At 66.3% G+C, this 22,276-nt stretch carries 20 protein-coding genes; 15 read left to right on the top strand and 5 right to left on the bottom strand.

Annotated features, from left to right (window positions below; all coding sequences use genetic code 11):
• The first annotated feature begins 58 nt into the window (after positions 1-58).
• The 10 genes from KVT39_RS27565 (at position 59) to KVT39_RS27520 (ending at position 13,663) form a co-directional block, all read left to right on the top strand.
• Positions 59-1,054 (top strand): LysR substrate-binding domain-containing protein, encoded by a 996-nt coding sequence (locus tag KVT39_RS27565; protein WP_034179807.1) that lies wholly within the window; start codon positions 59-61, stop codon positions 1,052-1,054.
• 720 nt (positions 1,055-1,774) lie between these two features.
• The gene (locus KVT39_RS27560) at positions 1,775-2,185 is read left to right on the top strand and encodes a hypothetical protein (RefSeq protein WP_217590660.1); all 411 of its coding nucleotides are present in this window, start codon (positions 1,775-1,777) and stop codon (positions 2,183-2,185) included.
• Between the two features lie 63 nt (positions 2,186-2,248).
• Positions 2,249-3,034, top strand: coding sequence for a hypothetical protein (locus KVT39_RS27555; protein WP_217590659.1), 786 nt, complete (start codon positions 2,249-2,251; stop codon positions 3,032-3,034).
• A gap of 103 nt (positions 3,035-3,137) precedes the next feature.
• Positions 3,138-5,465 carry a poly-beta-1,6 N-acetyl-D-glucosamine export porin PgaA gene (gene pgaA, locus KVT39_RS27550; protein WP_034179810.1) on the top strand — a complete coding sequence of 776 codons (2,328 nt, stop codon included), beginning with the start codon at positions 3,138-3,140 and terminating at the stop codon, positions 5,463-5,465.
• 15 nt (positions 5,466-5,480) lie between these two features.
• The gene (pgaB, locus tag KVT39_RS27545) at positions 5,481-7,571 is read left to right on the top strand and encodes a poly-beta-1,6-N-acetyl-D-glucosamine N-deacetylase PgaB (protein ID WP_217590658.1); all 2,091 of its coding nucleotides are present in this window, start codon (positions 5,481-5,483) and stop codon (positions 7,569-7,571) included.
• Positions 7,568-8,839, top strand: coding sequence for a poly-beta-1,6-N-acetyl-D-glucosamine synthase (gene pgaC / locus KVT39_RS27540; RefSeq protein WP_034179812.1), 1,272 nt, complete (start codon positions 7,568-7,570; stop codon positions 8,837-8,839). Before pgaB ends, pgaC begins: the two co-directional genes overlap by 4 nt.
• On the top strand, positions 8,817-9,305 hold the full coding sequence (locus tag KVT39_RS27535) for a Biofilm PGA synthesis auxiliary protein PgaD (RefSeq protein ID WP_105392169.1): 489 nt from the start codon (positions 8,817-8,819) through the stop codon (positions 9,303-9,305). The genes pgaC and KVT39_RS27535 overlap by 23 nt, the downstream gene beginning before the upstream one ends.
• 118 nt (positions 9,306-9,423) lie before the next feature.
• Positions 9,424-11,247 (top strand): glutamine--fructose-6-phosphate transaminase (isomerizing), encoded by a 1,824-nt coding sequence (glmS, locus tag KVT39_RS27530; protein WP_217590657.1) that lies wholly within the window; start codon positions 9,424-9,426, stop codon positions 11,245-11,247.
• Complete coding sequence (locus KVT39_RS27525; protein ID WP_217590656.1) at positions 11,244-12,527, top strand: hypothetical protein; 1,284 nt, start codon at positions 11,244-11,246, stop codon at positions 12,525-12,527. The genes glmS and KVT39_RS27525 overlap by 4 nt, the downstream gene beginning before the upstream one ends.
• A gap of 281 nt (positions 12,528-12,808) precedes the next feature.
• Positions 12,809-13,663 (top strand): cytochrome c, encoded by an 855-nt coding sequence (locus tag KVT39_RS27520; RefSeq protein WP_131948671.1) that lies wholly within the window; start codon positions 12,809-12,811, stop codon positions 13,661-13,663.
• 155 nt (positions 13,664-13,818) lie between these two features.
• Here the strand turns inward: KVT39_RS27520 and KVT39_RS27515 are convergent, their stop codons facing one another.
• Genes KVT39_RS27515 through KVT39_RS27505 form a run of 3 tightly spaced genes read right to left on the bottom strand, consistent with a single transcriptional unit; the run spans position 13,819 to position 16,772 of the window.
• The gene (locus tag KVT39_RS27515) at positions 13,819-15,069 is read right to left on the bottom strand and encodes a Zn-dependent hydrolase (protein ID WP_217590655.1); all 1,251 of its coding nucleotides are present in this window, start codon (positions 15,067-15,069) and stop codon (positions 13,819-13,821) included.
• Complete coding sequence (locus KVT39_RS27510) at positions 15,062-15,586, bottom strand: L-2-amino-thiazoline-4-carboxylic acid hydrolase (RefSeq protein WP_175748561.1); 525 nt, start codon at positions 15,584-15,586, stop codon at positions 15,062-15,064. Before KVT39_RS27510 ends, KVT39_RS27515 begins: the two co-directional genes overlap by 8 nt.
• A 19-nt stretch (positions 15,587-15,605) precedes the next feature.
• On the bottom strand, positions 15,606-16,772 hold the full coding sequence (locus tag KVT39_RS27505; protein ID WP_217590654.1) for a branched-chain amino acid ABC transporter substrate-binding protein: 1,167 nt from the start codon (positions 16,770-16,772) through the stop codon (positions 15,606-15,608).
• A 177-nt stretch (positions 16,773-16,949) separates the two neighbouring features.
• On the opposite strand from KVT39_RS27505, the gene KVT39_RS27500 reads away from it, so the two are divergent.
• The 3 genes from KVT39_RS27500 to KVT39_RS27490 all read left to right on the top strand — a co-directional run bounded on the left by KVT39_RS27500 (position 16,950) and on the right by KVT39_RS27490 (position 18,550).
• Positions 16,950-17,846: a LysR substrate-binding domain-containing protein gene (locus KVT39_RS27500; protein WP_217590653.1), complete on the top strand. Its 897-nt coding sequence runs from the start codon at positions 16,950-16,952 to the stop codon at positions 17,844-17,846.
• Positions 17,847-17,972: 126 nt separating this feature from the next.
• The gene (locus KVT39_RS27495) at positions 17,973-18,191 is read left to right on the top strand and encodes a ribbon-helix-helix protein, CopG family (protein ID WP_034179821.1); all 219 of its coding nucleotides are present in this window, start codon (positions 17,973-17,975) and stop codon (positions 18,189-18,191) included.
• Complete coding sequence (locus KVT39_RS27490; RefSeq protein ID WP_034179822.1) at positions 18,185-18,550, top strand: type II toxin-antitoxin system VapC family toxin; 366 nt, start codon at positions 18,185-18,187, stop codon at positions 18,548-18,550. Before KVT39_RS27495 ends, KVT39_RS27490 begins: the two co-directional genes overlap by 7 nt.
• 30 nt (positions 18,551-18,580) lie before the next feature.
• Here the strand turns inward: KVT39_RS27490 and KVT39_RS27485 are convergent, their stop codons facing one another.
• Positions 18,581-18,904, bottom strand: a complete 324-nt coding sequence (locus KVT39_RS27485) for an N-acetyltransferase (protein ID WP_235212450.1) — start codon at positions 18,902-18,904, stop codon at positions 18,581-18,583.
• Positions 18,905-18,969: 65 nt separating this feature from the next.
• On the opposite strand from KVT39_RS27485, the gene ahpC reads away from it, so the two are divergent.
• Positions 18,970-19,533: an alkyl hydroperoxide reductase subunit C gene (gene ahpC, locus KVT39_RS27480; protein WP_034179823.1), complete on the top strand. Its 564-nt coding sequence runs from the start codon at positions 18,970-18,972 to the stop codon at positions 19,531-19,533.
• A gap of 119 nt (positions 19,534-19,652) precedes the next feature.
• Entirely contained in the window at positions 19,653-21,251 is a 1,599-nt protein-coding gene (gene ahpF, locus KVT39_RS27475; protein ID WP_217590652.1) for an alkyl hydroperoxide reductase subunit F, read from the top strand.
• 97 nt (positions 21,252-21,348) lie between these two features.
• On the opposite strand, the gene KVT39_RS27470 is transcribed toward ahpF, so the two are convergent.
• Positions 21,349-22,161, bottom strand: a complete 813-nt coding sequence (locus tag KVT39_RS27470; RefSeq protein ID WP_217590651.1) for an extensin — start codon at positions 22,159-22,161, stop codon at positions 21,349-21,351.
• Positions 22,162-22,276 lie beyond the last annotated feature (115 nt).

Here is a 22,276-nt window from a genome sequence, read left to right as displayed (position 1 = left end):
AGCGAAGCGGCGCCGCCGCCGCCCTCCCGGCGCCCGACTATAAAAAGCGAAGATCGAAATGGAAGCAAAGTGGCTGGAAGATTTCCTGAGCCTTGCGGATACCAAGAGCTTTTCCCGTGCCGCGCGTAACCGGCACCTGACGCAGTCTGCATTCAGCAGACGAATCGCCGCACTCGAAACCTGGATGGACGCGAAGCTGGTCGACCGGAGCATCAACCCGATCACGCTGACGCCGGCCGGACAGATGTTCCGCGGGCTCGCCGCGGACATCCTGCGCAGCATGTATGCGGCGCGCAATCTCGTGAACGGCTACGACCAGTTCGCGGCCAGCGACCAGGTCGTGCGTTTTGCCGTCGCGCACACGCTGGTTTTCACGCTGTTTCCCGAATGGCTCAAGCAGCTCAACGGCGAGGTCGGCCACGTGACCGCGCGCGTGAACGCGGTGAACGTGCCGGAAGGCGTGCAGCAGCTCGTCGAAGGTGAATGCGACCTGCTGCTCGGCTATCACCATCCGCAGTTGCCGATCGTGCTCGACCCGAACCACTTCCCGTTCGTCAGCCTCGGCGTCGAGCGGATCCTGCCGGTGTCGACGCCCGACGCGCGCGGCAAGCCCGTGTTCCAGCTGCCGGGCACGCCCGATGCCCCGCTGCCGCTGCTGGCCTATTCGTCGGGCGCGTTTCTCGGGAACATCGTCGAGATGCTGCTGCTGAATGCGACCGAGCCGTATGTGCTGCACCGGTGCTTCGAGACGCATATGTCCGAGGCATTGAAGGGTATGGTCGTGGCCGGGCACGGGATCGGCTGGCTGCCCGAAAGCTGCGTCGAGAAGGAGCTCGCGGACGGCACGCTCGTATGCGCGGGTTCCGGGGACTGGATCACCGAACTCGAAATCCGCCTGTATCGATCCGCGCGCAAGCGCGGGCTCGCGGCCGAGCAGCTGTGGAGCTACATCATGAACCGGCCGCGCACGGCGGCCGAAGGCGCGAGCGGTGCCGAGCAAGCGGCCGCGCCGGCGATGCGCATCGCGCGGCGAAGCGCGGGCGGCAGCCGCTGACATTCGCGTCCGCGCCGTGCGCGTCAACGGCGCGGGTGCGGGTGCGATCCCGGGCAATGCTGCGTCCGCGTGCCTGTGGGTCGCGCCGCTTCATATCGAACGCGCCCTCCTTTCCTGCAGCAATCGGCAATCCCGCCGCAGCTCGCGAAATCACTTTTCGGGCCTGGAATCGATATCGAATAAAATGCAAACGTTTGCGATTCAAAATAGCATCCTTTAAGCCCGTCGCGCCGATCCCGAATATCTCTTCTTATTTTCATATCAGAAATACCCTGTTACAGAACAAATAAAAAGTTTCTATTTGCATGTAACGAAACGAATATCAAAAAAGACGTCTCGCCCCATTTAAAATCGCGTAACCTGTGTCTGAAATTCATCGATTCGCCTCGAACACAGGCGCAAAACTTTCTTTTATCAGTCGTTATTTTTCGGTACGAATTTCAATACCTCCGACTTGATTCAATGCGTGCTCGATCAGCCGTACCGAAAGCAATATTCATATCTGGCAATATCGACTTTCTTCAGCGGTAAGCGGGTCATGCAAATCCGCCGCAATCCTGTTTAGATAATATCTTTCAGCGCCGTTCCATTCAAGCCACACGCGGTTGTTGATTCAAAATCCATCGTGTATCAATAGCGTGTCGCAAAAAAAGAACGCTTGAAATTTGACTCGGAGACCCGGAATAAATGCGCTGCATTGATTCCGGACGGGAGGTTGCAATGTCTTCCTCGTTTCGACAACATGCTCGCCCTTTCCTGAGCGTCGTCGTATCCGCGCTCTGCCTGAATGCCACGGCCCAGACACCCGCGTCCGGTTCCGGCTCAGGCCGCTATGTGATTTCGTATATCTGCGGCGATGCACAAATCGACGGTACCGCGCCGCTTCCCCCCGACGGCCGTCCGTACAACCTCGGCGTGTCGTTCGCGTCGGCCCGGACCGGGCAACCGCTTGCCAACGTACAGGTGCGCCTGAGGCGACACGGCCGCGTGCTCGTCGAATTCAACGCATCGGGATCGCGCTGCCTGTTCAGCGTGCCCGACGCGAGCTACCGGGTCGAAAGGACCTATCAAGGCGCCACGCAGTTCGCGATCGTCGAAACGGGCGTACTTACCACGCAGTTGCGATGGTGAGCGCCGCCTGAAGCCGCTCCGATTGTGTCATTCACCACAACGTATCGAATCGAGGAGCATCGAATGACTCGCGCAGAACGACCGGACGACCCGCCCGCCAGCCAGTCGAAACCCTCCTGGGGTCCCGGCAAGAATGCCGCACTCAGCTTCGTCGCGTTTGCCACGATCTTCGGCGTCTTCGCGTATGCCGAGCGCGGCACGGCGCTCGGCCATGCAAGCGTGACGCACGACTTCTCCGGCGTGATCGCAACCGCCGTCGGGAAATACCGCAACGCGATCTTGGCCGCGACGTCCCGCGCAACCGCTGCGTCCGGCGTGTCCGGAACATCGGCCGCCCCCGGGCCGGCGCCGACGATCGCACAGGCCGCCACTCCGCCCGCGCCGCCGGTGCCATCCGCTGCTGCAGCGCCGCCCGTCAAGCTCGCGGCCGAACCGGAAGCCGCGCCGCGGGCAGCGTCCCGCGCCGCCGCGAAACACCGCCAACCGTCGCATGCGCCACCCGTGAAACTCGCGGCCAATACGCATGCCGCGCCGGCCCATGACCGCGCCAATGCACGGCTCGGCGATGCACATCGCGCACCGCGAACCGAGACGCTGGCGGGCACGAGAAAGCGCATGGACCTCGCGCCGAAGCCGCAGTCGTACGGCACCGACACGGCACGCATGCAGACGGCAAGCGTCACGCACGCGGAACTGGAAGGCGCCCGCGCGCTGGCAAAGGCGCGCTGGTGCGCGCAGATCGACGAATGGAACTGTGTGGAGCAAAACGCAAGTCGGGCGCTCGCGATCGACCCGACGAACAGCGAATCACGTGCGTTACTCGGGCAGGCGATCCGCAATCGCCTGTAAGCCGGTTCCGCATGACCGGGCCCTCGCCGTCCGGCAGCATGGCGAGCGACGGCGTGCATCGTCGGGGGCAACCGATGTGATCGTTTCGAAGTGAGGACATACCGTGGCCAACAATCGTAAACAACAATGCACCACCGTCGCCCCGTCCAGCCGGCGGATCCTCCTGCATGCGCCGCTCGTGTTGCTGCTCGTCGCGTCCGGCCCCTGCTTCTCCGCCGAAGGCGACACGGAACCGGGCAGCGTCGGCGAAATCGCCGGAACCAGCGGTGCGCCGGATCCGAAGCCGCCGGGCGCGCCGACACCGGGCACGCTCGCGCCGGACGCGCCACCGCCGAATGCGCCGACCCCGATCGCGCAGGCCGCGAGTGCCCAGATGCCGAATGCCCAGGCGCCCGCAGCCCAGACGCCGACACCGCAGACACCCGGCACGCCGATGCCGAATGCGCAGGCGCCGGGTGCTCAATCACCGGGTACCCAACCCCCAGGCGCCCAGATCCCCGACGCGGAAACCCCGAACGCGCAGATGCCCGACCTCCGCACCGCCGATCCGGCCACCGTCCGCAACGACGTGTTCGGGCTCGCGTCGAGCGGCGGCGCGGTCATGGCGCTGGAGGAAGCGAAAGCGCGCCCGGACGTCTTCTCCGCCGTCGATCTCGCGCAGCTCGAGGAACTGTCGATTCGCCAGCAGGTGCGCGGCGGACGCGACAAGTCGCGCTCGATGACGAGCGCCGACCGCTTCGACGGGCTCGACAGCGCATTGCGCGCCGCGGACGACCTCGACAAGCGAATGCCGGCCACGCCCGAGTATTCGCAGGTCAGGACGGCGCTCGCCGGCGACCGGACGATCGCCTACGCCGCGCGCGGCGAAATGAAGACGGCCGTCGCGACGTTCGAGACGATTCCGCCGGATGCGGAAATCTCGATCGACGCGCTGGCGGCCGTCGGCGACGCGTACCTGTACCTGAGCGAACCGGGCAAGGCCAACGCCGTGTACCAGCGCGCGCTGACGCAGGCGACCGCATCGCCGACGGACCGTGCGACGCGCGGCTTCCTGTACGGCGCGCGCACGCGTCCGATCGAATTGCGCGAGGGGCTGTTCTGGTCGTACGTCGACCAGGCACGCGCGGCGGATGCGAGCCGGGTGCTCGACGACATGGGCAAATCGCTGCCGCCGGCCAACCAGGTGCGGACCTGGGGGCCGGAAAACGACGACTACCTGCGCTACTACCGGCTGCAGGCGCAATATCTGATCTATACGGGCCGGGTTGAAGAAGGGATCGCCGCGCTGGAAAAGCTCGAGAAGGAAGTGCCGTTCAATGCCGAGGTCCGCGCCGCGCACGCCGACGCCGTTTCGGGCCAGTCGCATCCGCGCCAGGCGATCGCGATGTATCGCGCGTCGCTGACCGACCACCCTGACAACGTGGAAATGCTCGCGGGGCTCGGCCGCGCATCGCTGACGGCCGACGACTACGCGACCGCGAAGAGCGTCGACCAGACCTTCGGCAACACGTTCCCGGACAGCGGCTCCGTGCGCGCGTTCAAGCGCGACTACAACGCGTACCGCAGCCCCTTGTTCACGACCGACCTGAGCTTCGAGCACGGCAACAGCGCACTGGCCGACAACAGCTTCTCGTCCGACAGCTATGTGTATTCGCAACCGTTCGGCGACAACTGGCGCGTGTTTTCCCACACGTTCTTCGGCCACGCGCAAACCGACGCCGGCAGCGTCAGCCGCACGCGCACGGGTGTCGGCGGCGACTACCGGCACGGGCCGCTCACGATCCAGGGCGAAGTCACGCGTTCGTTCGGCAGCGACGGGCGCACGGGCGGCCGCGGCTCCATCACGTACAACCTCAACGATTACTGGACGGTCAGCGGCGCGCTCGACTCCAACGACAACTCGCTGCCGTGGAAGGCGTATCTCGCGCACATCTGGGGTCGCTCGGCGAACGTCGAGGTCGTGTATCGCCAGAACGACCGCCGCGAAGTCAGGCTGAGCTACGGCGTGAGCCGCTACAGCGATTCGAACCTGCACCAGGAGATTTCCGCGACGGGTACGCAGCGCGTATATACGTCCGCGAACCAGCTCGTCAACGTGTCGCTGAATCTCGGAACCGACAGCAACACGCGGCGGGACGCGCCCTACTTCAGCCCGGGCCGCGACTACGCTGCCGCGGCGACCGTCATGCATCAACTGACGCTGTGGAAGAAGGGCGACATGTCGTTGCAGCAGCGATTGTCGGCGTCCGGCGGCGTATACAACGAGCGCGGCTTCGGCACCAGTCCGCTGTGGAGCGCCCGCCTCGCGCACACGTGGACGTTCAAGCACGACATCACGCTGACCTACGGCGTCGAGGTCAGCAGCCATGCGTACGACGGCCAGCGCGAGCGCTCCGAAACCGGCTTCCTGTCGCTCAACCTGCCGTTTTAGAAAGGAGCTCGAACGATGCAATCCAGACGGTTCTTCATGTGCGGATGCCTCGGCACGTTTGCGGCCTGTTCGTTGTTCCCGGGCGTGACGAATGCGCGGATGATCGACCTGCTGCCGCCGTCCGATCCCGTCGACGGCAAGACGTTCCGCGTGATCTGCCTGCACGACGTGCGCGACAACCTGCTGTCGACGTTCGCCACGTCGGCGATGGTCGATCCTTACGCGGTCGACACCGGTACGCTGACGGCCATCTTCTCGTGGCTGCAGACCAACAACTATCACACCGTCACGGTCAAGCAGATCGAGGCGTCGCGGCACGGCGGCAAGCCGCTGCCGCCGCGCGCGGTGCTGCTCACGTTCGACGACGGCTACCGCAGCCACTACACGAAAGTCCTGCCGCTTCTCGAGCGCTTCAAGTATCCGGCCGTGATGGGCATCGTCACCGCATGGATCGACGCGCCGCCGGATACGCCGATCCGCATCAGCGACAGGATCCAGATGCCGCGCGACTACTTCATGTCGTGGGACGAGGTGCAGAAGGTCGGCAAGTCGAATCTCGTCGAGCTCGCGTGCCACACGCACAACCTCCATCACGGCGCGGTCGCGAATCCGCAGGGCAACGAGTTGCCGGCCACCACGTCGCACCTGTACCTCCAGAACGAGAAGCGCTATGAAACCGATGCGGAGTTCGAAGCCCGCGTGCATGACGACCTTCAGACATGCGTGCGGCAGATTCGCGAACGCACCGGCATCGTCGCACGCTCGATGGTCTGGCCATACGGCGCGGAAAACCAGCCCGTGCGCAAGATTTCGACGTCGCTCGGCATGGACATCCAGTTCAGCCTCGACGCCGGCCCGAATACGCCGGACGTGCCGCTCGACCGGCTGCGGCGGATCCTGATGATGTACGACGTCGACATCGGCGGGTTCGAGCGGTCGATGCGCGAGCCGGCGACCAACCGCGGCGACGTCGACATCCCCGAGCGCGTCGTGCAGGTCGATCTCGACCAGGTCTACGATCCGGATCCGGCGCGGCAGGAAACGAATCTCGGCAAGCTCATCGAGCGCATCTACCGGATGCAGCCGAAATCGGTGTACCTGCAGGCGTTCGCCGATCCGAAGGGCACGGGCGTCGCGGAATCGCTGTACTTCCCGAACCGGCACCTGCCGATGCGCGCCGACCTGTTCTCGCGCGCCGCGTGGCAGCTCAACACGCGCGCCAACGTGCAGGTGTACGCATGGATGCCGGTGCTGGCGTTCCGCCCGCCGGCCGACAAGCATCGCGGGCTCGAGGCCGTCAGCGCGTACGGCGGCGCGCCCGCGCGCGAAAACGGCTCGCGCGTGTACCGGCTGAGCCCGTTCGATCCGCAGGCGCGGCTGATGATCGAGCAGATCTACGAGGATCTCGGCAAGTACGCGTCGTTCGGCGGCATCCTGTTCAGCGACGACGCCGTGCTCGACGATTACGAGGACGCGGGCCGGCACGCGCTGAGCACGTATTCGCAGTGGGGGCTGCCGGCCGACATCGGCAAGATCCGCGCGACGCCGGACCTGATGAGCCGCTGGACGCGGCAGAAGACGCGCTACCTGATCGACCTGACGCGCCAGCTCGAACAGATCGTGCTCGCGAACCAGAACGCGGGCGACGTGCTGACCGCGCGCAACATCTTCGCGCTGCCGGTGCTGAAGCCCGAGTCCGAAGCGTGGTACGCGCAGAACTACGACGATTTCCTCGCCACCTACGACTTCGTCGCGCTGATGGCGATGCCGTACATGGAACAGGCGCCGGACCCCCAGCGCTGGATGGACCAGCTCGTCGGCGCCGTCCGCGCGAAACAGCGCGGCCTCGCGCGCACCGTGTTCGAACTGCAGTCGTACGACTGGCGCGAGCGCAAGGACATTTCCGGCAGCGCGCTGATCGCGCAGATGCGGCGGCTGCGCAGCAAGGGCGCGGTGAACTTCGGCTACTACCCGGACAAATTCCTGAACAACCAGCCGGATCTCGACACGATGCGCGACGTGATGTCGCTGAAGTCGCGGCTCGATCCGACGTCGATCAACGCGCTGATGCACGGGCAGCATCCGCAGGGGACGAAGACACCATGACGACCCACAGCATCATCCAGCGCCTGCAGGATTTCGTCTTCTACTACCCGTTCTTCATGTCGTATCTGTGGATGATCGGCGGCGTCGTGCACTACTTCCTGCTCGAAGAGGGCCGCGTGCTGTCGACGCGGACGATCGCGTCGAGCGGCATCCCGAAGATCTCGATCATCGTGCCCTGCTTCAACGAAGCCGCGAACGCGCGCGCCGTGATCGGCCACCTGAACGCGATGCAGTACCCGAACTACGACATCATCGCGGTCAACGACGGCAGCAAGGACCGCACCGGCGAGATCCTCAACGAGCTGGCCGTGGAGATCCCGCGGCTGCTCGTGATCCATCACGCGCGCAACGAAGGCAAGGCGGTCGGGCTCACGACCGCGGCGGCCGTATCGAACGCGGAATACCTGCTGTGCATCGACGGCGATTCGCTGCTCGCGCACGACGCGATCGGCTGGATGCTCGAGCACTTCCTGACCGATCCCGGCGTCGGCGCCGTGACCGGCAACCCCCGCATCCGCACGCGCACGTCGCTGCTCGGCCGCATGCAGGTCGGCGAATTCTCGTCGATCGTCGGGCTGATCAAGCGCACGCAGCAGGTGTACGGCCGCATCTTCACGGTATCGGGCGTCATCACGATGTTCCGCAAGACCGCGCTCGCCGACGTCGGCTACTGGAGCTCGGACATGCTGACCGAGGACATCGACATCAGCTGGAAACTGCAGTGCCGCGACTGGCGCGTTGTATACGAACCGCACGCACTGAGCTGGATCCTGATGCCCGAAACGGTGAAGGGGCTGTACCGGCAGCGGCTGCGCTGGGCAAAAGGCGGCATCCAGGTGCTGATGAAGTATGCGGGCACGCTCGCACGGCCGACGCAGATGATGATGTGGCCGCTGTTCGTCGAATACCTGATCGGCATCGCATGGGCCTACTCGATGTCGTTCATCCTGCTGCTCGCGCTCGTCGATGTCTTCCATCCGTTGCCGCTGGACTGGCACGTATCGGTCGTGCCGCACTGGCACGGGATGCTGCTGGTCGCCACCTGCATCCTGCAGCTGATCATCGGCAGCATGATCGACCGTCGTTACGACGAAAAACTCCTGATGTATTTCCTGGACACCGTCTGGTATCCCGTGGCCTTCTGGCTGATCAGCATGATCACCACCGTCGTCGCCCTGCCCGCCGTCGTATTGCGGGGCCGCGGCAAGCGGGCCGTATGGGTCAGCCCCGACCGAGGCATTCAACATGAAGAACGCACCGATTATTGACCTTTCCCTGCGCACGCCGCGCGAAATGATCGCCGAGCGCGGCCGCATCATCGGGTTCGTGCTGGTCGTCTGGTTCCGTCTCGTGCGGCCCGCGCTGGTGGGCGCCGTGTGGGCATCGATCTGCATCTACACGTACCGCTACCTGCTGCCGTTCAACGAGGCCGAGATGCCGATCGAACAGATCGTGTTCTACGCGACCTGCATCGCGATCATCGCGGGCACGACCGTCACGTGGCTGATCGCGGGGCGCGTCGTGCATCCGCTCGCGTACCGGCTGCGCGTGTCGAAGATGCTGCGGCGCTCGGCCAGCGCGAAGGTGCGCGCGGTGCCGCCGACCGCGCTGGCCGGCGCCCGCCGGCGCGGCGTGCGGCGCACGACGCGCATTCTCGTCGCGTCGCACGACGCGAACGGATCGATTTCCGGCATCGAATGGGTAGCCCATGCGGGGCCGCCGCCCCGCGAGTAGGTCAGCGGAGACGCGCCGCCGCGCACGGGACGGCATCCGTGCAGCGCGGCGCCGCTCCTGACGCCGCGCTGCCGTGCATCGCCGGCAGGCCGGCAACTTCTTGTGGACGAGGTGAATCATGTGCGGAATCGTCGGAGCAAGCGGCATCGGCAATCAGGTGCCGCAACTGGTCAATGCGCTGAGCCGGCTCGAGTATCGCGGCTACGATTCGTGCGGCATCGCCGTGCAAGGCAACGGACGCCTGCTCAGCGAACGCACGCTGCGGCGCGTGACGGACCTGCAGGATCGCGTGCTGACGCTCGGTCTCGAAGCGCAGACCTGCATCGCGCATACGCGCTGGGCTACGCACGGCGCACCGTCGGAAATGAACGCGCATCCGATCATGTCGGGCGACACGATCGCGGTCGTGCACAACGGCATCATCGAGAACCACGACGCGCTGCGCGCCGAGTTGCGGCAGCGCGGCTACGCGTTTCGCGGCGAAACCGACACCGAGGTGATCGCACACCTGATCCACAGCCTCTATCGCGACGACCTGTTCGATGCGGTCATGCGCGCCGTCAAGCGGCTGCACGGCGCGTACGCGATCGCGGTGCTGAGCGCGCGCGAGCCGCAGCGCCTCGTCGCCGCGCGCGCCGGCTCGCCGCTCGTGATAGGCATCGGCGCCGAACAGAACTACCTCGCGTCGGACTGCGCGGCGCTCGGCGACCTGACCGACCGCTTCGTCTACCTGGAAGACGGCGACGTCGCGCTGATCACGCCGGAACGCATCGCCGTGGTCGACTCGGGCGGCCACGAAGCACAGCGCCCGCTGTGCCACGTGAAGGCGCGCGACGGCGACGCCGCGCTCGGCCCGTACCAGCACTTCATGCAGAAGGAGATCTTCGAGCAGCCGAAGGCGATCGCCAGCACGCTCGACGGCATCGACACGATCTCGCCGGCGCTGTTCGACGAGAGCGAAAGCACGCGCGCGCTGCTGTCGCGCGTTCGGAGCGTGCTGCTGCTCGGCTGCGGCACCAGCTACTACGCGGGCCTGACCGCGAAGTACTGGCTCGAAAGCATCGCGGGCGTGCCCGCGCAGGTCGAGATCGCCAGCGAATTCCGCTACCGCGACACCGTGGCCGATCCGCGCACGCTCGTGGTCGGCATTTCGCAGTCGGGCGAGACGGCCGACACGATCGGCGCGATCGAGCGTGCACGCGAGATGGGCCAGGATCTGTCGATGGCGATCTGCAACGTGGCAACCAGCACGATCGCTCGCAACGCGCCGCTGCGGTTCCTGACGCGGGCCGGCATCGAGCTCGGCGTCGCGTCGACCAAGGCGTTCACGACGCAGCTCGTCGCGCTGTTCGTGCTGACGCTGACACTCGCGCAATTGCGCGGCCGGCTCGACGCCGCGCAGGTCGCGATGCACCTGAAGCAGTTGCACGCGCTGCCCGACCGCATCAGCCACGCACTCGCGCTGGAAACGCAGATCATGGGCTGGGCCGCGAAGTTCGCGCGCACCGAGAACGCGCTGTTCCTCGGGCGCGGCATTCATTTTCCGATCGCAATGGAAGGCGCGCTGAAGCTCAAGGAGGTGTCGTACATCCACGCGGAAGGCTATCCGGCCGGCGAACTGAAGCATGGCCCGCTCGCGCTCGTCACGAGCGCGATGCCGGTCGTCACGATCGCGCCGGACGACCGCCTGTTCCAGAAGCTGAAGTCCAACATGGCCGAGGTGCGCGCGCGCGGCGGGCGGCTCTACGTGCTCGCCGGCAACCAGCTCGCGATCGACGCCGATCGCGATACACACCTGATCCGCGTGCGCGATTCGGGCGACCTGCTGTCGCCGATCGTCAACGTGATCCCGCTGCAGTTGCTCGCGTATCACGTCGGCTGCGCGCGCGGCGCCGACGTCGACAAGCCGCGCAACCTCGCGAAATCGGTGACCGTCGAATGACGGGGCGAACGCGCGCGGCGCAGGCGGGCACGCGGCCGAGCGTGGCTCGCCGCGTCGCGGCTGCGCTGTGCGGCACGTGCTGCGTCGTCGCGACGCCGCCGTCGGCGCTGGCCGCCGCATCCGTCGTGCATACGGTCACCGTGCAGGGCCCGGCAGCGCCGCAAGACACCGGCGACTCGCGGCGCTTCATGCACGGCATCGGCGTGGCCGATGCGGGCAACGGCAAACGCTGGGTGTTCTTCAGCAGTTCGGGCATCGTGCCGCGCGGCGCGATGCGCAACGGCAACTGGCCGCACGACGTGTACGTCGGCGAGTGGCTGCCCGGCAAGCCGCACCTGCTGCGCATTCGACCGTTCATCAGCCGCCCCGAGGCGCAGGAGCCCGTGTCGATCGCGCAGAACGCGCGCGGCGACATCTTCGTCACGTTCGAGGACGGCTGGAACGCGCCGCAGGAAGTCAGCCAGCGCTACGGCGTCTACCGCCGCGACCTGAAGCCCGTCAAGCCCTACCCGAACGAGGTCGAGCCGGGCGGCCACTCGGGGCACGTCGCGACGGCGGGCGAACGCTTCGTCGTGTTCTATTCCGCCGACTGGGTCGACGGCGGCGGCGTCGACAACCTCGGCACCGGCAACGGCGTCTACCTGAAAACCTACGATGCGGCCGGGCGCGAGCTGAACCATGTCGCGGTCGCGCCGCACCGCCGCGAATGGTGGCCCGTGATCGCCGGTTCGCCGCGCAACGCGCTGCTCGTCTGGCAGAAATTCATCGAAGGCAGCACGGACGCGACGCTCGAATACGCAATGTTCGATCCGGTCACGGCGAAGCTCGACAAGCTCGGGCCGCTGAACGGCGCGATCCGGTACTACGTGTATTCGTCGGCCTACGTGCCGGCGATCGACCGCTTCATCGTCGTCGCGACGACGGCGGACGATCGCGGCGTCGCGATGCTGATCGACCCGAACGGCCGCCGCACGGCGACGCTCGACTGCCTGCCGGCGTCGGTGCGCGAATCCGGCATCGGTGTCTCCGGCACGCATGCATATGTGCCGACCCGCGACGGGCGGCTGCTGACGCTGGCACTTGCGCCGGCGGACATTTCGGTGAGCGGCGCGCAGCGCTCGCCGATTCCGTGGGGCACGACGGGCATTGCCGGGTTCCCGGCGCAAGGCGCGGCGATGCATTTCGTTTCGCTGACGCCGGCGGGCGCGCGCGAAGCCGATTTCGAACCGCAGCGGGACGCGCCGTTGTCGAAGAACGACGTGCCGTGTGCGAATCATTGACGGCGGTCCGGTAACGGCAATCTCGTGAACGCGGGCGGTCCGCGTGCGCCACCCTGCCTTCGTTTTCTTCCTGCCCGAACCGCGCTACGGCAACGCCATACCAATTTGGCGGCCCGGTAGCCGGACACGCTGTCGCGTGCCTGCCCGATCGTAGCCACCCAACCTTTCCCGCACCGAAGTCGCCAGCGCCGCGCGTACCGGATAGACTGTCGCCCGATTCCTTCCATCGGCCGCGGCTTCCATGTCCTGCCGCCGCCGGAACGCCCCTTCCCGGAGAACGAATGCTGAAGCGCCAGTGGTTTTCGCTTGTGCTGCTGACGGTTTGCCTGATCGGACAACGCGCGTCGGCCCAGTCCACGCTAGAACTCGAGACCGACGGCACGGCCCGCACCCTCACCCGGCAGATGCTGCTCGCGCGCCCCGATGCGACGGAGATCCACGTGCCGCGCGACATCGCATACGGCCGGCCGATGACGTTCCGCGCCGTGCCGTTCGCCGCGCTGCTCGGCGACACGCCGCTGCCGGCCGACGGCGTGCTCGAAACGCGCGCGGCCGACGGCTTCGCCGCGCAACTGCCGCTCGATCTGGTGCGCCGCCGCGCGCCGGCCGGCGCCGTCGCATGGCTCGCGATCGAGGATTCGGCCCATCCGTGGCCGAAGCTGCCCGGCAAGCAGGTCAGCGCGGGGCCGTTCTATCTCGTGTGGCTCGGGCCGGACGCGTCGTCGGTGCGCGGCGAGCAGTGGCCCTACCAGATCGTGCGCGTCACGATCGAGTCGTCGCCGGTCGCGCGCTGGCCGTCGCTCGCCGTCGATCCCGCGTTGCCCGCAAGCGATCCGGCCCGCGCGGGCCAGCACCTGTTCGTCACGCAATGCCTCGCGTGCCACCGCGTCGACGGCGCGGGCAGCAGTCATGCCGGCCCCGACCTGAACGCACCGATGAATCCGGTCGACTACTTCCAGCCCGCCGCGCTGCGCCGCTACATCCGCAACCCGGCGTCGGTGCGCGACTGGCCGGGCCGGAGCATGCCGGCGTTTCCGCCCGATCAGTTGAGCGATCGGGAGCTCGACCAGATCGTCGCGTATCTCGCGTATATGGCGCGGCGCAAGGCGGGCAAGGAACGCACGGCCGGACAATAAAAGGCGTTGATGATGTCAGGCGACACGCCGTTCGCCATCGCATCGATCGAGGCCGCGCAGACGCACCCGCTCAGGGCAATGGCCCTGCTGAACGGCGATCCGAACGCGTGCGAACTGCCGGCGAACACCCGCCCGCCGGGCCGCCTTTGTCACACTCAGGCTTCCTGCGCGCTCTGCAACACCGCGCGCAACAACACGTCGGCACCCGCCGCCGCCCATTCGGGCGTAATCGCTTCGGCCTCGTTGTGGCTCAGCCCGTCGACGCACGGCACGAAGATCATCCCGGTCGGCGCGACGCGCGCGACGTAGCACGCGTCATGCCCCGCACCGGACACGATATCCATGTGCGACAGCCCGAGCGCCCGGGCCGCGTCACGCACCGCGTCGATGCAGCGCGGCGCGAACGGTATCGGCGGGTACTTGAAGATCTGCTCGATCTGCGCACCGAGGCCGTTCTCGTCCGCCACGCGGGCGAGTTCCGCGCGCAGCGCCGCGTCCAGCTCGTCGAGCACCGCATCGTCGGGATGGCGAAACTCGACCGTGAAGAAACAACCGCCCGGCACCGTGTTGCGCGAATTCGGCCGCGCTTCGATCATCCCGACCGTCGCGCGCGCGTACGGCGCGTAACGGCGGCCGAGCGCGTCGACGAACGAGATCATCCGCGCGGCGCCCACCAGCGCATCGCGACGGAATTCCATCGGCGTCGTGCCCGCGTGCGCATCGACACCGGTGAGCGTCACCTCGTACCAGCGCTGCCCCTGCCCGGCCGTCACGACGCCGATCGTATTGCCTGCCCGTTCGAGAATCGCGCCCTGTTCGATATGCAGTTCGTACGCGGCGTGCACCGGATAACCGCCGACGGGCTCGGTGCCCGCGTAGCCGATCCGCTCCAGTTCCTCGCCGATCGTCCTGCCCGCGCTGTCGGTGCGCGACAGTCCGTAGTCGAGCGTATAGACGCCCGCGAACACGCCGGCCGAGATCATCGCCGGCGCGAAGCGCGAACCTTCCTCGTTGGTCCAGATCACGACGTCGATCGGGCGCTCGGTTTCGATGCCCGCGTCGTTCAGCGCGCGCACGACCTCGAGCCCGCCGAGCACGCCGTAGATGCCGTCGTAGCGGCCGCCCGTCGGCTGCGAATCGGCATGCGAGCCCGTCAGCACCGGCGCGGCATCGGGATTGCGGCCCGCGCGGCGCGCGAACACGTTGCCCATCCGGTCCACCCGCACCGTGCAGCCGGCGTCGCGCGCCCACTGCACGAACAGGTCGCGCGACTCGCGATCGAGATCGGTCAGCGCGAGACGGCAGACGCCGCCCTTCGGCGTCGCGCCGATCTGCGCCATCCGCTCGAGCGACGCCCACAGGCGATCGCCGTCGACGCGCGGCGCATTCACGTTGTCATCACGCATCGCCGTTCTCCGGCGCGGATTGCAGTGCGTAGCGGAAATCGCAGCGCTTGCCGCCCTGCATGATCGTGCTCGTGCGCGTCAGCGCGATGTTCGGCGCATAGCCCTGGATGAAATAGCTGTCGCGCGCGCAGCTCAGCAGGTGGCCGATTTCGCCGAGCCCCATCGCGTGATACATCTCCGCGTAGCTGCAGCGATGCACGTCGTAGTCGTAGTGCGCGTCGTCCGCGCGCCGCACCTCGACGTCGAGCGCGTCGTCCTTCTCCCACAGCACTTGCAGCGCGATGAACGACTTCACGTTCGTGCCGCCAGGCTCCTGCGCGGCGAACGTGCGGCCCGCGTCGACGGCCGCGCCGCGCACGGCTTCCGCGATCACGGCCTGCGCGCGCTCGGCGCCGAACTCGCGCTTCATGATCTCGTAGATCGGCTTGATGATTTCCGCTTCGATGCGGCGCCGCGCGAGGATTCCGAGGCGCGTGTCCTCGGGTGCGGCGGCGGATGTCGGGGTCGGTTCGGTCATGGGGATCGTCCGTGTCGTTTTATTTGGTCGTGGTGCGCGTGCCGCCGAGCACGTCGACGACGCTCCACTTGCCGCCGCGCACCTGGTAGATCGTGAAGGCCGGGTCCTTCAGGTTGCCTTCGCCGTCGAACGCGATCCGGCCCGTCACGCCGGGCCGGTCGATCGCGCGGACCGCCGCGACCAGCTTCGCCGGCTGCGTCGTGCCGGCCTTCTGCGCGGCTGCGATCAGCGTGGCCGCCGCGTCGTACGCGAACGGCGCGTGCAGTTCGATCGGTGCGCGGAAGCGCGCCTGGTACTGCGTGTCGAACGCGTTGCCGCCCGGCATCCGGTCGAGCGGCAGGCCCGGTTCGAGCGCGGTCACGCCGTCGCCGTCCTTGCCCGCGAGCGACAGGAAGGTCTGGCTCACGAAGCCGCCCGCGCCGAGCAGCGGCGCGTTCACGCCGAGCTGGCGCATCCGGCGCGCGATCGGCGCGGCCTGCGCATCGAGGCCGCCGAAGAACACGAGATCCGCGCGCTTGCCCTTGATCGCGGTCAGCACGCCGCTGAAGTCGGTCGTCTTGTCGTTCACGTACTGGCGATCGACGATCGCGCCGCCGTTCGCCTGCACACCCTTGATGAACTGGTCGGCCAGCCCCGCGCCGAACGACGTGCGATCGTCGATCACCGCGATGCGCTTCGCCTTCAGCGTCTTCACCGCATACGCGCCGGTGAAGTTGCCGCCCGCATCGTCGTGACCCATGATGCGGAACGCCGTTGCGTAGCCCTGCTGCGTGTATTGATGGCCGGTGGAAGCCGGCGCGATCTGCGGAATGCCCGCATCGCGGTACACGCGCGACGCCGGCACGCTGCAGCCGGTGTTCCAGTGACCGACGACGCCGATCACGTGCTGGTCGACCAGCTGCTGCGCGACCGCGACGGCCGTGCGCGGATCGGACTGGTCGTCGGCCGCGACGAGCTTGTAGACGACCGGCTTGCCGCCGATGGTCGGATGCTTCGCGTTCGCGTCGTCGATCGCGAGTTGCGCGCCGTTCTGCAAGTCCTTGCCGATACGTGCGGACGGGCCGGTGAGCGGTGCGGCTAGACCGATCAGGATCGTCTGCGGCGCGGACTGCGCGAACGCGGGAACGGAGGCGACCAGGGCGGCCGCCGAGAAAACAAGGCTGGCGTGAAGGAAGGCGATTTTCATGTGCGGGGATCGGGGAATCGGATCAAAACATGAAAAATATTAAATATTCAGCACTCACACCCCAAATACTCAATTGTTGGATGCTTATACCGTTCTCAATACATTAACTCAAAGCCTTGTAAATAATAGATATTTTCTTGTTGTCGCTTACCCTGACTTTTCTATAAAATTCGATACATGAAAAATATCGAACAATTGCCGCACGATCCGCCGTTGCGCGCGGTGCGTGCGTTCGAAGCGTTTGCGCGTCTCGGGTCGGTCACCGCGGCGGCGGGCGAACTCGACATCACGCCGTCGGCGGTCAGCCATCAACTGCAACTGCTCGAAGCATTCATCCAGACGCCGCTGACGGTGCGCGAGGGCCGGCTGCTCGCGCTCACCGACGAAGGGCGCGACTACTACCGCTCGATCAGCGCCGCGTTCTCGGTGCTGCGCAGCGCGACGCGCTTCGTGCGCGACCGCTCGTCGCTGCGGCAGATCACCGTCAGCCTGATTCCGTTGCTCGGCATCGGCTGGTTCATTCCGCGGTTGCATTCGTTCCTGGCCGACAACACGGATGTCGACGTGACCGTGCTGTACGCGCATCACCGCAATTACCGAAGCGATGCTTCGGACCTGTCGATCCGCTTCGGCACCGGCGACTGGCCCGGCTATCGCTGCGAGCGGCTGCTGCCGGGCGCGATGGTGCCGATGTGCAGCCCGTCGTTCCTGAAGCGCCACGGGCCGTTCCGCACGCCGGCCGATCTCGCACGCGCGCCGCTCGTGCACGACGAGGATCGCAGCACGTGGGTCAACTGGCTGCAGGGCGCCGGCGTGCGGCATGTGTCGCATGCGGTGGGGCCGATGTTCGAAGATGGTCAGCTCACGTTGAGCGCGGCGCGCGCGGATCTCGGCGCCGCGCTGCTGCGCGCGCCGCTGGTCGAGCGCGAACTGGCGAACGGCGAACTCGTAAAGCTGTTCGATCACCCGCTCGACGACGGGCGCGATTATTACCTGTGCACGCGCGAGGACGCGGACATGCCGGACGGGGCACGACGGCTGGCGGAGTGGTTGAGGAAGATGGCGGGGATTTGAGCGAAGGCGCCCTGTCGCTTGCCGGACAACGGTTTACGCGAAGGCGCCTCCCGCCGCACCCAGTCCGGGTCTTGCATACCCTCGATCTGGTATATATGATATGCATATCATATATCGGAGGCTGTCATGAGCCGAATTCTGGTTGATCTGTCGGATGGCCAGCTCGACGAGTTGGCCGTCATCGTCGAGACTGAACGTCGCCCCCGCGCCGCGATCATCCGCGACGCGATTGATGCCTACATTGCCCTGCACAAGCGCCCGCTCGCCGACGACGTATTCGGCCTCTGGAAAGATCGCACGGTCGACGGGCTCGCGTATCAGGAGGAAATGCGCTCGGAATGGTAAAAGCTCTCTTCGACACCAACATCCTGATCGACTATCTGGGTGGCGTGGAATCCGCCCGCGCGGAGCTAGGCCGCTATGACTATCGTGCGATCAGCACGATCTCGTGGATGGAGGTTCTGGTCGGCACGTCCGCACGTAACGAAGCGCCGACTCGCGCATGGCTCTCGTCATTCGATGTCATCGCGCTCGACAGCACGGTGGCGAATCGTGCCGTGATCATTCGCAAGGAACGCCGCATACGCCTGCCCGACGCGATCGTCTGGGCATCAGCGCAAGTGAACGGGCTGCTGCTCGTGTCGCGCAACACGAAAGACTTCCCTCCCACCGAACCCGGTGTTCGAATGCCGTATCAGATCTGAGCCGATAAGCGCGGCGGCAATGCAAATGCGTCAACTCGACGTAGACAAGCCGAACCGCTTCTGCAAAAAGTATCGCGTGTGCCCCGCCGGAAAATCGGCTAACTCGCCGAACACGACGTAGCCGAATCGCTCATAGAGCCGCTTCGCATCGGGATTGAAGGTGTCGATCCACGCGGCTGCGCACCCTCGTTCCGCCGCGACCTGTTCCGCGCGCACGAGCAGGCCGGACGCGTATCCCTGGCCGCGCGCGTGCTCCGCGACCCACAGCCACTGGACGAACAGCCATCCCACCCAATCAAGGGCCGGAAGCAGATAGAAATTCCCGATGCCCCGGATTGAAACAAGCAATTTCACAAAGTCAGGGTGAACCCGGATACTGGCAACACTCCACTCACCACTGACGCAAAGGAAACCACCACATGCCGATCATCAACACCCAAATCAAGCCGTTCAAGGCAACCGCATACCACAACGGCGAGTTCGTGCCCGTCTCCGAAGAGAACTTCAAGGGCAAGTGGTCCGTCGTCGTGTTCTACCCGGCCGACTTCACGTTCGTCTGCCCGACCGAGCTGGGCGACCTCGCCGACCGCTACGCGGAATTCCAGAAGCTGGGTGTCGAAATCTACGGCGTGTCGACCGACACGCACTTCACGCACAAGGCATGGCACGACACATCGGACACGATCGGCAAGATCAAGTACCCGATGATCGGCGACCCGACGCTCACGCTGTCGCGCAACTTCGACGTGCTGATCGAGGAAGAAGGGATGGCGCTGCGCGGCACGTTCGTGATCAACCCGGAAGGCGAGATCAAGCTGTGCGAAATCCACGACAACGGCATCGGCCGCGACGCAGGCGAGCTGCTGCGCAAGGTACAGGCTGCGCAATACATCGCGGCTCACCCGGGTGAAGTGTGCCCGGCCAAGTGGACGCCGGGTGCGGAAACGCTGACCCCGTCGCTCGACCTGATCGGCAAGATCTGACGATCGCGTCGCGCGCCTCGCACGAGGCGCGCGACGGCGGGCCGCCGCATCGGGCGGCCCGCGCCCTCCTCCGGCACGACGTGCCCGACCATAATCATTAATACGGAATCCGAAACGCCATGCTCGACGCCAATCTCAAGAACCAACTGAAAGCGTACCTCGAAAAAATCACGCGCCCGATCGAACTCGTCGCCTCGCTCGACGACAGCGCGAAATCGCAGGAACTGCTGGCGCTGCTGAACGAGATTGCGTCGCTGACGGATCGCGTGACCGTAGCCGAACGCCGCGACGACGCCGAGCGCAAGCCGTCGTTCTCGATCGGCGAGCCCGGCAAGCCGGCCGGCATCCGCTTCGCCGGCATTCCGATGGGCCATGAATTCACGTCGCTCGTGCTTGCGCTGCTGCAGACGGGCGGCCACCCGATCAAGCTCGACGACGACGTGATCGAACAGATTCGCGCGCTCGACGGCGACTACGCGTTCGAGACGTATTTCTCGCTGTCGTGCCAGAACTGCCCGGAAGTCGTGCAGGCGCTGAACGTGATGTCGCTGATCAATCCGCGCATCCGCCACGTCGCGATCGACGGCGCGCTGTTCCAGAATGAAGTCGAGTCGCGCCAGATCATGGCCGTGCCGACGATGTTCCTGAACGGCGCATCGTTCGGCCAGGGCCGCAGCAGCGTGAAGGAAATCCTCGCGAAGCTCGATACGGGTGCGAGCGAGCGTGCCGCGAAGTCGCTCGAAAACAAGCCGGTGTTCGATACGCTGATCGTCGGCGGCGGCCCGGCAGGCGCGGCCGCGGCAATCTACTCGGCGCGCAAGGGCATCGCGACGGGCGTCGTCGCAGAGCGTTTCGGCGGCCAGGTGCTCGACACGATGGCGATCGAGAACTTCGTGTCGGTGCAGGAAACCGAAGGGCCCAAGTTCGCGACCGCGCTCGAGCAGCACGTGAAGCAATACGACGTCGACATCATGGACGTGCAGCGCGCGGACGCGCTGATCCCGGGCGACGTGCACCAGATCCGCCTCGCGAACGGCGCGGTGCTGAAGGCGAAGACGATCGTTCTCGCCACCGGCGCGCGCTGGCGCGAAATCAACGTGCCGGGCGAGCGCGAATACCGCAATCGCGGTGTTGCGTACTGCCCGCACTGCGACGGCCCGCTGTTCAAGGGCAAGCGCGTCGCGGTGGTCGGCGGCGGCAACTCGGGCGTCGAGGCCGCGATCGACCTCGCCGGCATCGTGAAGGAAGTCACGCTGATCGAATACGGCGCGCAACTGCGCGCGGACGAAGTGCTGCAGCGCAAGCTGCGCAGCCTGCCGAACGTGACGATCGTCACGCAGGCGCAGACGACCGAGCTGACCGGCGACGGCAGCAAGCTGAACGGGCTCGTCTACAAGGATCTGCGCTCGGGCGAAACGCAGCGCATCGATCTCGAAGGCGTGTTCGTGCAGATCGGCCTCGTGCCGAACACCGAATGGCTGAAAGGCACGGTCGAACTGTCGAAGCACGGCGAGATCGTCGTCGATGCGCGCGGCGCGACGTCGGTGCCGGGCGTGTTCGCGGCCGGCGACGTGACGACGGTGCCGTTCAAGCAGATCGTGATCGCGGTCGGCGAAGGCGCGAAGGCATCGCTCGGCGCGTTCGACCACCTGATCCGGCAGGACGTGACGCCGGCGGCAGCCGCTCAGCCGCTGGCCGAAGAAGCGGTCGCTGCTTAACGCGCGTCAGCGCATCGTCGCAACGGTTTGTCTCTCTTGGCCCCGCATGCCTTGGTCGGCATGCGGGGTCCTTTTTATTCGGAAGCCGAGCGCGTGGTTACTTGGTCGAGGTTGAATCGCCGTTCGCCGGCACTGGCGTCGTCGACTTCAAACTGCTCGACTGCCTGACCAGTTGCTCGGTCATCGCGGCGGCAACCGGATTCGCGCCCGACGACGAACCGCCCTGCCGATACGAACCGGAACTCGACGACGTCGACATCGACGACATCGGCGGCGGCGGCAATGACGGATCGAGCTTCGCCGACTCCCTGACGAGCTCGGCCGTCTCCGGCGTTTCGGATTTCGTTGCGGATTTTGTTGCGGCAGGTGCCGCGGCCGCGTGGCGTTCGAGGCCGTCGCGCTTGCGCGGCGCGCGCTGCGCGACCTGCGCCGGGGCAGCCGGCTGAACCGGTTGCGCCTGCTGTGCGGCCGGCGGGGTCGAATCCTGCGCATCGACCGTCACGACGTTGACCTTCGGCGGCGGCGCGCTCGGTTTCGTCACCGGCTGCGCTTTCTCGCTGACAACCGGAACGGCGGGGACAGATGCAGGTGCGGCGCTGACGCGCGCGGGTGCTGCCGGTGCAGGCGCCGGTGCGGTCACCGTTGCGGCGGGAGGCGGCGGGACAGCCGCCTGTTTCGGTGCCGTATCGGCATGGGCTGCCGTCGCGGCAGCCGGTGCCGGCGGCGCGATGGCGCCCTGCACCGCGTGATCGTTGTTCGCGGGCGCCGCAGCAACCGGCGCGGACGAATCGCCGATGCCGGCGTCTTCGATCGCACGGTGGTCCGCGCGCAGGAGCATCACGTATGCAGTGCCGGCTGCGGCTACCAGGAGCCCTCCGGCGATCATCAAGGTCTTGCGGGTACTCGTCATGCTTGCTCACCGATCATATCGACGTGAACAAGCCATGATACGCGGCCATCGGCCGTTGATCCCGCATGAATACATTTGGTTGCATTGATGCCGGCGGCGCGATCGTCAGACGTAT

Source organism: Burkholderia sp. GbtcB21, assembly GCF_019091065.1.
Taxonomy (GTDB): Bacteria; Pseudomonadota; Gammaproteobacteria; order Burkholderiales; family Burkholderiaceae; genus Burkholderia; species Burkholderia pyrrocinia_C.
This window is presented reverse-complemented; position numbering and strand designations above follow the sequence as displayed.